General features: G+C 51.6%; 3 protein-coding genes. All 3 read left to right on the top strand.

The window, feature by feature from the left end; all coding sequences use genetic code 11:
• The first annotated feature begins 63 nt into the window (after nucleotides 1-63).
• The 3 genes from RC85_RS15610 to RC85_RS15600 all read left to right on the top strand — a co-directional run bounded on the left by RC85_RS15610 (nucleotide 64) and on the right by RC85_RS15600 (nucleotide 12,774).
• Complete coding sequence (locus RC85_RS15610; RefSeq protein WP_068264494.1) at nucleotides 64-3,918, top strand: phage holin family protein; 3,855 nt, start codon at nucleotides 64-66, stop codon at nucleotides 3,916-3,918.
• On the top strand, nucleotides 3,915-11,324 hold the full coding sequence (locus tag RC85_RS15605) for a hypothetical protein (RefSeq protein ID WP_068264492.1): 7,410 nt from the start codon (nucleotides 3,915-3,917) through the stop codon (nucleotides 11,322-11,324). Before RC85_RS15610 ends, RC85_RS15605 begins: the two co-directional genes overlap by 4 nt.
• A gap of 94 nt (nucleotides 11,325-11,418) precedes the next feature.
• Entirely contained in the window at nucleotides 11,419-12,774 is a 1,356-nt protein-coding gene (locus RC85_RS15600; RefSeq protein WP_162273219.1) for a redoxin domain-containing protein, read from the top strand.
• Nucleotides 12,775-12,991: the final 217 nt, after the last annotated feature.

Genomic DNA, 12,991 nt, shown 5'->3' with positions numbered 1-12,991 from the left:
TCATCCCCGCATTCGAGGTACTTGTCCCGTCACAAGTATCGAAACCGGCCGGGATTCGTGTTCATGCGACCGACCTGCTTCTCCATCCGAATGATCTGTTCTTCGATGCGATTGGTTTGGTTGATGCTCCTTTTAGCGGGAACTTGCCCGTCAGTTGCAACCGGGCAAAAAACTGATCCTGGACAAAACGGTGACAGGCCAAGTGCCGATCGAGCATCCGATCCGACCGGAACTCGCCGGGGTGGTCTCGTTCCTTCGCGTGATGTGTTTCGCCCGAGTCGTTCTGATGTTCCGGTCGATGCGTTTCTGTTTCTCAGCGAATCGGGTTCGCAGGTCGTCGTTCCAGGAACGACTTGGGAACAACTTGAGAAGTTGAAGCGACTGGAAGTTGGCAACCAAGCGGATAGCGACCGCTACGTTTTCCAATCGCTGCGGGTTACCGGTTCCACCAATAACGGTCGCGCGGAAATGAACGTGACGATCAGTCTGAATGTCGAGCCGACCGAAGGAGGGTTCGCCAAAATCCCACTGGGCATGAGCAACTTTCATTTGCTCAGCCCACCCACCGTTTCGGGTGTCACCGACCATGCCGTTGTCGTGACCGAGAATGATCAGGGATATCAATGGTGGGTGCGCACTGACACGCCGTGCAAAGCCGAGCTGGAAATGAAGGTGTCCGCTCGCGTTGAAACCATGCCCGCTGATTCGCTAAAGTTTTCACTGCCCCGAGTTCCATCGACTGTAAAACTAGAGGTTGATGCTGAGGATGTTTTGGGCGAAGCGATTTCTGGTGCCGATGAGGTCGTTACGTCCAAGCCAACCGACAAAAAAACGACTGAGCTGTTGGTGGAAAGCAGCGGAGGTGATTTTGTCTTGCGATGGAACAACCGTCGCAGTGCTGCGCAACAGAAACCTTTGCTGGAAGTCGAAAGCCGAATAGACGTTCGTTGGGATTCACCGCAAGATCAACCGATTGCTTCGGTTCGCTTGACTGCAAGGAACATCAAAGGATCGATCGAGAGATTTCAGCTTCAATTGCCGCCTGGATCCGTGCTGCTGGATGTCCCGCGTCTGGGCACCGGCGGGCAATCGATTCAGTTCGTCCCTGTCGAAACAAAATCAGGCGAGACACAATCAGGCGAAACAGAATCAGGGGAATCAAACAGTGATCAGTCCGTTAATGCTATCGCGAATCTGGTCGATGTGATCCTGCCGGAAGAAGAGCGACAGCAGCGGATCGATTTGAATTTTGAGTTGCAGCTATCTGGCGGCGAAATTTCGGCTGAAACGCCACTGGAAATGACGGTCCCGCAAGTTGTCGATTCGCTGCGACATCGTGGTGAAATAACCATTCGTTTGGGCGAAGAATACCGTTTGCGTTGGGAAACGAAGCCTTGGGTTCGCAGCGAACCCGTTGACGAAACCGATCCAGAGGTCAGTGGACGCACCTATCGTTTTCGTTTTGATCGCGGTTCGTTCGAGTTGCCGGTTTGGCTGTCCACCAAAGAGCGTCGCTTAACGCTTTCTGTTCAATCAGAAGTTGTCATTCGTGATGCGATCGCCTCTTTGCAGATGCAGATCACTGTCGGTGGTTCGGTTATCAATAACATGTTGCGAATTGATGACGCGTCTTGGGATGTGCTGGCAATCGTCAATCAAGAAACTGGTCAGCGAGTGGAAACATTTTTGATTGGTGAAGATCGCGTGTTGCAATGGAATCAAGCGAGCCAACAAGATGACCTTGTCTTCGTTTTGTCTGCTCAACGACCGCTCGGTCAGGATCTGGGCGATATTGAATTTCCGTTGCCAAGCATTAGCACAAGTGAAAACGAAGTCGTTGCTGGTGAATCGACTCTGGATCTGGTAGGCAATGGCCGAACTTTGATGACGGTCGATTTGGCTGCATCCGAAGGGCTGACCAGGATCATGGCAAATGAGTCTGAGAGTGCCACCGGGGCGACGTTGAGCCGTTTTCAAGTAGCAAGGTTTGGCGAGCCAGTCATCCTGGCTGGAACGTTGCAAGACCAACCGCTTCGCATCACGCTTTCGCCCGAAGCGACCGTTGAAATCGACGGTTCCCAGCTAAAATCGACGGTCGATTGGATGATCGATTCTCCGTTGGATTTGGAAGGTAGGCTGCCAATCCGAATTCCACAACGACGGATCAATCGATCATTGATTGATCAGTCTTTGTTAGGTTCGGATGCCATCAGCGGCTTGTTGCCAAAGTTCTTTGGGCAGGAGAATTCAAACAAAGCATCCGACGACAGCTTGTTTGATCGTGAGAGTGTTTTTGGACGTGTGGCGGCAGAAGGAGCAAGTCAATGGAGCGACTCTGAAGAACCCTGGGTCGTCACGGTGGACGGTGTTCCCGCAAAGTTAAGAAAGCTTGACAACGATCGATTTGAATTAATCTCTGAACGACTTTCCAGCGGAGCCATGGCGATACGATGGCGACATGGACAAGAGATTTCGTCTTCGGAAAACGCCAAGGACATTCAAGAGGTGTCTTTTCCACGACCCCACATCCCGGATGTCACGATGCGTGGCAACTTCGAGATTCAGTTGCGCGGTGATGGCCAATCTCAATTGGTCGCATTGGATTCAAAGCGTTTGAATACGGGTGCAGAGAATTCGAGTTTTGAGGAACAGCAATTTTCTGAGACGCAGTTCTTGCAATCGCGAGTCGAGGGCGCTGAACCGCGAACACGTTTCTTGACAATGAACGCACTTCCTCGTGAACCAATTCAATTGCGTTTGAAGGCTCAGACAGCTTTGTTGCAGGAGCTTTCGGTGCAAGAGTTGGTCTTGCGAACCGCTGTCAGCCATTCCACTCGGCAAGAACAGATTTTGGCGACCATTCGCCGTGGTTCTGAATTTCGCGTCAACCTAAGCCGATCAGCACTGGCAGCCAACAACACGAACTTGTCGGAATCAACATCGGCAACAGGACAAAATTCACTCGCGCGAACGAGCAGTCAAAGCACTTCGTCAAACGAACGACGCCTCGAAAGGCTCATGCAACAGGTTCGGGTCGAAGCGTTTGTTGACGGGAAAAGTGTGGGTGTTGAAAATCGCAGGGGTTGGTTGGTTGTCGATCTACCGGGTGATCTGGAGTCGCATTCGCTGGAATTAAACGTTTGGATTCCGCAAGATTCTTTGGCATCCATTTCGACGGTTCAGCCTCTTGTGCAGTTACCCAGCGGGTTGGGTCGCGTTTTTTGGCAGGTGATTGCGCCGCTTGATAGTCATGTCGTCTGGGCGTCGCCGACGGTGGGCCGAGCGATGTCGTGGCAATTTGATCAATGGCGTTTGTACCGTCAATCGAGTTTGAGCGATCAAGAATTGGCGAGACTGGTCGGTGGTGCCAGTGTCGAAATGCCGCCGGGCAATCGATACCTTTATCTGGGAACCGATCTACCTGCCTTTGAAGTCAAAATTGCGTCTCGAACAATCCTATGGTTGATTGTTGCATCGACTGTTCTGTTTGCGACCGTGATGTTGATCTACATCCCGGTGACCCGGCATCCGCTGACAGCCGTGATTGCCGCGTTGGCCTTCGCCGGTCTCATCTTGATCGCACCCGATGCAGCCGTTTTAGCCGGACAGTTGGGACTCATTTCCTTGGTTTTGGTCATCGTCATGATGGCGATTCGTTCGTTGTTGGTTCCGGGGCGACACGATCGAGTCTTTGCGTCGAACTCACCGAGCAATCTGGGATCCTCGTCAACGCGAATTCTTAGCAACGAGTTGGTTGAAAACACAGCATCTAGCGTTCCCCCGCGAGGCGAAGTTAGCGAAACCGAGTCGATGCGTCCGACCGGCAAGGGCGTGTCGAATCGCGATCTTCCCGATTCCAAAGACGTCAGCGAACGACCGCCAAGCGATCCGTCTTCGGGTGCGGAGATAGCCTCGTGAATAGTCACGCAGTCGGAATCGGCAAACGACGCCCGCTCGCTACGATCTGTCGATTTATTTTTGTTGCATTTCTGTGTGCGGGTTTGAATCCATCAGTCTCGATTTCAGCCGACGAACCGGTCGTGGACGAGGCGGATACAAAATCGGATTCAAGTGACTCAAAAAAACCTGATTTCGAGTTACCACAGCAATTACCACAGCAGTTACCGGACGGCCGATTGCTTCGATCCATCGGCATTTCAGACTCGCAGAAGTTTGAATTGATTCCGCCGAATTACTCGCCCGTCAAGCAAACACAACTTTCTGATGCGATCAAACGTTGGAAAGATGCCACGGCGGAATCGCCTGAGAACCGATTGCGAGAATCCGAGTACGTTGTGCGAGTTATTGACGACGTTCTGAAGTGTGAAAGTGGTTTTATTGAAATCAGCTCTGATCAAACCGGTTGGGTGAGTCAGTCGCTTGGAAAGGTCAATTTTGCAATCCTCAATAATGATCTTACTGACAGCGATCTAACTGACAGCGAGCTTACTGATAGCGAGCTTACAAACAAGAACGCTGACGATGAGTTAGAAGAAAACGAAAGCAAGCAGAAATCTCCCGTAGGATTGGCTTCACTTTCAGACGGAACCTTGATCGCTCGATTCAGCGGCCAGTCAAAGGCTGTGAATCGGATACCGTTGACATGGAAACATCATGGCACGATTGGGCCACGGGGATACTCGTTCAAGCTAACGTTTCCGAGAACTTTGCAAACACGATTCTTGTTTTGTGTCAGCTCAGGCTTTCAGTTGGAATCTGACGACGGAGTATTACGTTTAGTTGACGGTGTGCCAGATTCAATCACTGACCTTGAACCAAAAGAATCGTTTGTTGGTGACGCAGTCCGCTGGTACGAACTGGATGCGGGGGGACTAGACACGATTCGCATTCGCACGATTGAACGACAAAATAGTTCAGCGGCCGAAGCCATTGTGCTGCGGCGAAATGCCGTTGAATACAACATTGATTCATCCGGCTTAAGCTTCATTCAGCGAATTGAACTTGGGTTGCCGATCGGTGTATCGCTTCCAAACTTGCGTGTCATCGGTGCAAAATTGACATCGATTAAAGTGAATTCATCCGACGCGTCGTTTGTGGAATTATCTGATGATTTAGAATCGTCATCTGAGGAGGCATCTTCACGTGATCGAGATGTTATCGTCGCCGATTACCAAGCTATCTCACCACCCGGAGCAATCGGCCGACAAGACACGCGTGTTAGCTTGACGTTGATGGGACAGACAGATTGGGGGAACGTTTGCAACCTGCCGCTGGCGGGAATTGTTGCTAACCCGGACGAGAGTATTCCAGTGGTGGATGCTTGTGTCAGGGACGAAGCTCGCGTCACCATCGCCTCAGTAGGCAGAATCGTTGATTGGGATTTGCCTAACGGATGGCAACGTCAATCGGCCGTGGATGTTGAAGGTTTGAACGTGGAAACGGCAGGCGGACCTTCCCTGTTTGCAGCGTTTAGAGCGACGATGCAAGGGACACCAGGTGCAGTAGGGGCTTGGTCGCGACTTCGTCTTTCAACGCGACCGGTTTATCAGGTCCAAGACTTGTGGTTGAGATCACAGGTGGGTGAAACGAGTGTCGACTGCGATGCGATTTTCAAGTTTCAACTCGATGGCCGTGTGATTGAACCGTTGCATTTTATAATCCAAGAGGATTGGGAAATTCAAAGCGTTCGTTTTCCATCGTCGGGCCGAGTGATCGAGTCACCGTTGATTAACGATCGTCTTCGTTTGCTAACTGTTTGGCCGGAAGGCAAAGACATTGATCAGAAGCAGATCGATGGCGAGCAGACTGAATCGTTTGAGCTGCTGATACAGATCAATGGCAAGCGGTCTGTCCGGTCCAATCGTTCGCGGATGACGGTGCCAGCGAGCTGGATGGTTCGTGCATCGGATCATCAATCCCGCATCTTGTTGTCCGATGACTTTACGGCCGCAGTTATCCCGCCGGCTGATATGAATTGGGCAGGAGATACTGCGATGATGCCGCATCGCGTTAATAGCGATTTACTGTCGGACAAGCAGCGACGGTTCTTCGATGGAGAGGGCCGAACAACTCTGTTCTTCAAACCACGACATCGTCAGATTGATGAATTGCGTTTGGAATCGCCAAGCGTTGACTACCAAGCGAGCTTGTCACTGCAGATCAGCAAACACGGCGACGAAATGATGGAGAAGTGTTTCGTCAACGTTAGTTCGCTAGGTCGCGGACTTGACCGATTGATTGTCCACGCGGGACCGGCAGTGGGGCGGCCGCCCTTTCGCTGGATGATCCCTGCTGAAAAGGATTCGATGTCGATGTCGCTGGCGGCCTCCGATGTCGATCTTAGCGAGAATGACGGGCAAGGCGTCTATACCGTTAATGTTGCTGGCTTGGATTTATCGGAGCGTCCTTTGATGGCTTATCGAAGCTATCCAGCGAAGGATATTTCTTTGCAGTTGCCCAGTGTTCCAAACGCTGTGTCTGGTACTTCGCAGCTTTACATCGGCAGCGGCTTGGAAATCGCGAGCAAGTCAAAGGGAGTTCAACTGGTTCCCCGCACCGCTTCGCCGTTGGAAAGATTTGCGAGTTTTAATCGCAACCAAGGTAATTTCAACGCAGAGCGGTCCATTCGTTTTAGCGATGACAAATCCAACCGCTTTGATGGATTGCACCTTCGTTACGATTCAGTTCAGAAGCCGTCGATTGACCTTCGAGTCAAAGATCGCGACGCCTCGTTGAACTTGATTACGCATGCACAAACACGGGTCATTGCATCGAGTCGCGGATCGGACCGCGTGGTAACACGGATCTTGGCGGCGTTGTCAATTCCTTTGACCATCGACTTCGACCCAGAACTTCAATTGGCGTCGATTACCCGAGATGGTAGGCCGATTGATTTGACCAAGTTGTCAAGTTTGCCATTGGTCCTGCCGCCTCGCACCGGAGACAACCGAGGCAATCCAGAAGTGATCGATTTAGAATGGAATCGAAATCAGATTGGCTTTCATGCGGTGCGCCGTTGCCGCATCCCTGAAGTCGATTTTGACGCGGTGGTTTTACGGCACGAGTATTATTTGACGGCTTCCGCTGACACGTTTGCACCAGGATCATTGCTTAGCGGGAATGCGGAAAGTGTTCATCATCGCATGTTGGAGATGTTGCCAAACCAGAGCACCTTATTGATTCGCCGGAACGTTCTTTTGGCTGGGGGCTGGTTGATTGCGATCATCAACTTCATCGTGTTTTGGCTGTTAATGAAAAGGTCACCTTTCGCAGTCGTCTTCTGTCTGGTTGTCATCGGAGCCTCTGTGCTGCTTTGGTGGCCCTGGCGAATGACCATCATCGGTTGGTTCGTTGTTCCGTTGGTCGCCGCGGCAATGTTGGTATCAGCAAGAACATGGCACCGCGCTGTTAATCGACAGCCGGTCGGAAGTGGCGATAGCGTTTTAGAGAAAAATCGCATCGGGCCGCAGGCGTCACCGGCGTCAGATTTCTCTTGGCAGTCGATGTTGAGGGGCTGGATTTTTGCGGCGGCCATTATTTTGCCCGCGGTGCAAGGATCTCGCTTGCACGCTCAGGTGAATGCATCTGCTTTTGAAGGCGGTTTCGTGCAAAATGCGGATGAGACAATTCCGGGCCCAGCGGTCTCTGGTCCCGTCAACGTGATCATCCCAATGGGGCTGGACAATCGGGCCGCCGGTGAATTCGTCTACATTCCTGACTCGTTCCATCAACGCTTATTCGACAACCAAACTCAATCGACTGTTCAGTTGCCGGCCTACGAATCTGCGAATTACCAGTTGAGGATTCGCGAGAATGAGATTTCAACCAATGGATTTCTTTCCGCTTCGCTGATCGCCACTTTCGATCTTGTTTTCCCAAGTGAGTGGAAAGAAGAAAACGGTATCGAATCTTTGAAATCACTGAAGCAGTATTTGATTCCGCTTCCGTACCAACAAATTGAAAAGATACAATCGACGGGATTAGAGCCGACAACTTTTCGGTTTTCTTCAGGCCCGCAAGGCAACACGATCGTAACTTTGCCGAGCAACCGGGCGACGCAGATTCAGATCACGCTTCGGTTGACGGGATCGCGTCAAGGATCTTGGTACGAGTTTATGCTAGGCGTACCGTCAGTCTCGAATTCTCGCATCGAAGTCGAATCAGAAGTTGATTTGCGAGTTCTTCGCGTGGGAGGATTGGCGGGGCATTTGGTGGAAGAGGCGGACCTTAGGCGGTGGTCTGAGGTTTTAGGACCAACCGAAAAACTGGATGTTAGTTTCCGGATCGACCCACGAATCAACCCTACCTCGGCGAAGAATCCCAAACCGCTGCAACGTCGGTACTGGGTTTCAGCGGGACTTTCCACGACAACGATTGATTGCGAAATCGATCCGCCCGAAGCGTTCGCCGCCGGTGAAGTGTTTCAATTCGTGATCCGAGACTCGGCAATGCCGATCTTGATATCGCCGGATTGGCGGTTGGTTGACACGACGGTTTACGCGCCCCGGCGGCGTCGCGTCAGCGTCATCAGTGTTCGCGATTCCCCGGGGCCGATTCAATTGTTATGGAGACTGTCAAACCAGAACGAATGGACTTCGCAGTCGTTGTCAAATGGAAGCTCGACGGGGTTGGGCGTCGGAATCTTGGCCGATTACGTGGCACCGGGCATTGACGATCCGTTAGCAAACGATTCTGTGCAGATTCGTATTCCCGAGGTCATCGCATCAAGCCTAGGCGAAAACTCGCCCGCTTGGATCGCGCTGCGATGTTTGGATTCATTGAACTTTGATCCCTTGCCGACGGACCTGATTGAACCCTTGTCGGTGGACCAGTTTTTAGCGGGTTGGTCTGGTTATCGCGGGCGCATTGACCGCGCTTTCGTTGCCCTCAGTGAAATTCCGTCGCCCGTGTTTCGTCGGTCTTCGATCAGCCGCGGGCAGATTGAAGATCGCCACCGACTTCGCGTTTCACCAAAGCGGTTGGAACTGTCCTACCGAGCCGACGTGACACCCGATTCAGAAATCTATCGACCGTACTTGTTATCGATTCCCAAAGGCATTGAGCTGGTTGATTTGTACGTGGACGAGATTCGTCAGCGACCGTTGATGGTTGATTTTGGCGGCAGACGACACGTCATGATTGATCGTCGCGAGCGTCAAGGAGAGGCGTTCAGTGTTTCTGCGTTTGCGATTGGTGACCTGTCGCCCGGCCAGCAATTTAAACCGCCCGTGATGGTTTTAAGTACTTCCAGTGAGCCGCAACCAAAAACTGCCGACAGCTTGGCAAGCGATCCAGTCTATCGAAGCACAGAATTGAATCGCACTTCCAACTATACGGTTTCAAGGACCAACGATTCATTCATTCAAATTGTTGAACCGTTTGCGGTTGACGCAACACGCAGCATCGCAACGCTGACCGCAGAAAGTTTGGCGGACGGTTATTTGCCGGTGGCAACTTGGAAAGCCGATTCGAGTGCGGCCGGAGTTGACGAGTCGGCAATGAATCGACTTGGCAAGACAACGAACGACAAGTTTTGGCAAGGAAATTGGGGTGGCATTTTCCGAGTCCAGCAACGGTCCGCTCGATTTAATTGTGAACAGTTGATCAAGCTTGAACGGTTGGATCGAGATTGGCAGGTCACCCATCAAATTCATTTTCCCGGCGACCGTGTTCCTGACTACATTGACATCGAAATACCAACACGCTGGTGTGATTCTTTAGAAATTTCTCCATCAACCGCATGGTCTCGAACACCGTCCACCAACAGTTTGCAACAAATCGTTCGCGTCCGATGTGATGCGACGAAATACAAAGACCAGCCGCTGGTAATCACGGGCCTGTTAAGCCAAAAAGATGACGGTCGTGTCAGTGTGCCAACGATCCGTGTTTTGGGATCAGGCAAAAGGACGATCTACGTTCAAGTCCCGCAGCGGTTAACAAGTGAACTGGTCCAGTGGCGTCAATTGGGAGTGGAAGAAGCAGCTTTACCCAACCACTTCGGCGGCGGGAGCATCGATAACGACGCCACCGATTTGTATTCTGACATCGACGTGCCGGGCACCAGCGATGCATCGCCCGCTTTTCGCGTTGTTCGTGGAAAATGGTCGATCGATCTTGCTCCGCTGCCCGAACTTAGCCTGCAACCGATCGCGACAGCCCAGGACAATCAGGTATTCCTGGCCGATGATTCATTCTGTGTGATTTCCAACTGGGACATATCGCCGGGGTCAATGGAAAAGCTGTTGATCAGCATTCCGGCGGACGCCGAATGCCTGGGGGCTTGGAGCGGAGGGATGACGGTTTCTGCAATCAACCGAGACGCATCCAGTCTTTCGCAATCGGAACAGCTTGAAATGGGGGCTAGCGATCGACAAATACTAGAAGTCCCACTTTCGCTTAGCCAGTTGCCGCAATCAGCAAAACTACTGATTCGACTGCCTGCCAGCCGACTCAAACGAAGCGATTATGCACCTCGTTTGATCGGGATTCCGGTGACCCAAGCATGGCTTGCAATTTATCAACCCAATGCGATAAACGCTGATTCGGAACCAGAGCTTTCAACGGAGATTGCGAAGCTTCGTAATTTGTCCTTGGCCAGGAGCGCCGTTGAATCGATTGAATTGGCGGTTGATATTGTTGCGGAACGATCTTCCGACGAAGTCGTTCCTTGGGTTGCGCCTTGGGTTTATCGTTACCTGCAACTTGCAGCGGCTTCGGGACGCCAAGCGAAGTTTTTGAAATCTTTGGCGGAGGAAGATGTTTCAGACCCTACTGAACTGTTGGGCCAGAGCATCCAAAAATTCGAGGAGGTGCAGTGGCGTTTACTCGATCGGCGAATTGCAGTTTACGCCAATCGGTTCGTGCCGGATCTTCAAAGCCAGCTAGGGGAGATAAATCGTCCAGCAGGATCTGGTTTTGTAAAATCAGGCGGCGATTCTTTTGACACAACAAGCGATGATTCACCAAGTCAAAGTTTGGATTACTTACAATTTCTAGGTGATGAAGCAATCTTTTCGTCCACCAGAGTTTCAGGTTTTCGTTTGGACCAGGTGGAGCGGCTTGGTTCGCCAGATCGCGTTATACCGCTGGGTTTGGATCCCAATGCAGATTACCGGTTTAGAATTTTGTTGAGCAACGTTATCACGTTAGTGTTGGTGATTGGACTGCTATGTTGCTTGAAGCCTTTGCAGAGATTCCTGGGGCCGATGATCACGCATCCCGCGTTCTGGTTGGCTATTCTGGGAATTGCGGGACTGTTTGTGGCTCCCAGCTACGTCGCTCTGTCATTGATCTTGGTGGCCATCAGTATGCCGCAATTCCCTCAAAAACGAAAACAAAAACTCCATTCGGCAGTTTCAAAGTAGCGCTGGTTGCAATCGTTTCTTGGTCCAGCGATGATCTTGGGAGCTACTACCAGACTCAGAAAAGATCACGCAGCCCATGTCAGGTTTAAACTTCATGCACCGAACTACAACTACTTTTCTTTATTTCGCGATTCTGCTTTTGATTCCCGCGGGCGTCGTCCAGGGCGACGAAGCGAAACCCAAACCAAAGAAGTCATCGGAAAAAGACTTTTCGATTCAAATTACCGAAGAAGTTCGCGCCGCACTGATGCCGCTGATTGATTCGATTCGTGATGCGAAAGTGTCTCGAGCAACGGTACGCATGCTGACCGATTCGGTCATGTCGGGCGAAGTCGTGGAAAGTCGCGAAGCAACCTTTCAGATCGCTGCAAAGAATCCTGGCAAGTTCACGGTTTACTTGAAAGAGCCCGAACAACGCACGCGAGTTTATTGCGACGGAAAACAAATGGTCGCAGCGATGGCTCCCGACGCTTTTTTCCGACTCCCAAACGCCGTATCGATTCAAAAAGCAGTCACGGCTTTGACAGTCCCCCTTGGTCCCTACCCGGAACCCGTGCTCGCGTTGACGATGGCTGGCTGCGACCCCAGCATCACTTTTGTTGCGGCGATGAAGTCGATCGAAGTGGTGGATCGAAAGCCGTTCAAGGGAAAGATTCCGGCGATCCATTTGCATGGAGTTCAGGCGGACGCGGTGACTTGGGATTTGTGGGTGTCCGATGACGAAAAAGATCCGCAACCACTTCGATTGCTGATCGACATGACGCCAATGCTTGCCGCTTCGGATCAGGTTCATGTTCCGGCTGGATTTTCGTACCAAGTGCGTTACGACTTTTTGACTTGGCGTGTCAAAGGCGACCTGAAGGATAACTTGTTTACGTTTAAGCCTGCCAAAGGTGCGACGGAGTACGAGTCGCTTGAAGACTATTTCCAGCAGATTGCGGGATCGAAGGGCTATCACCCGTTACTTGGACAGCCCGCCCCTCGTTTTAAAACGCAAACCGTTGATCAGCGCAAGTTTGATCTGAAATCGCTGAAGGGGCGAGTCGTCGTCGTGGACTTTTGGACCACCACTTGTAAGGCCTGCCTTGCCGGGATGCCAACCGTCAAGAAGGTGACGGACCGCTATTCAAAGAAAGGCGTCGTATTGCTGGAAATCAATACCGGCCAAGACCTTGAAACGGTGCAGGACTTTCTGAAGGACACGGGAATCGAGATGAATATCTTGATGGACGAGGAAGGGAAAATTGCGGATGGTTTTATTGCAGACGCAATTCCGCAAACCGTTTTGATTGGAAAAGATGGCTTGGTCGAATCAGTTCACCTAGGATTTGCCGGCGAGGAAGCCTTGGAAAAACGTCTTACGGATGAGTTAGATGTTTTGACGGTGGGTGGCCGAATCGCGTCTGGGAAGCCGGCGAAGGCGACCAAAAGCAAGTCGAAGAAAGACTAAGGACCGCCGGAACAAAGAGTGTCGTAGCGAAACTCGCCAAGAGTTTCGGCAATTCGACAAACCGAAAGTCTTGGCGACTTTCGCTACAAAGAGTGTCGTAGCGAAACTCGCAGGGCGATTGCGCCACGATAGGTAATCTGGGAGACTGAGCGAAGGTTCGTGTTTGGACGGCTGATTTGCAGTTGTCGGGCGAATCGCTTCGTACTGGTGACCTTCG

This window comes from Rubripirellula obstinata (assembly GCF_001642955.1).
GTDB lineage: Bacteria > Planctomycetota > Planctomycetia > Pirellulales > Pirellulaceae > Rubripirellula > Rubripirellula obstinata.
This window is presented reverse-complemented; position numbering and strand designations above follow the sequence as displayed.

Coding starts and splice junctions, on each gene's coding strand:
- RC85_RS15610 (WP_068264494.1), top strand. CDS start 64: ATGCGACCGACCTGCTTCTCCATCCGAATGATCTGTTCTTCGATGCGA.
- RC85_RS15600 (WP_162273219.1), top strand. CDS start 11,419: ATGCACCGAACTACAACTACTTTTCTTTATTTCGCGATTCTGCTTTTG.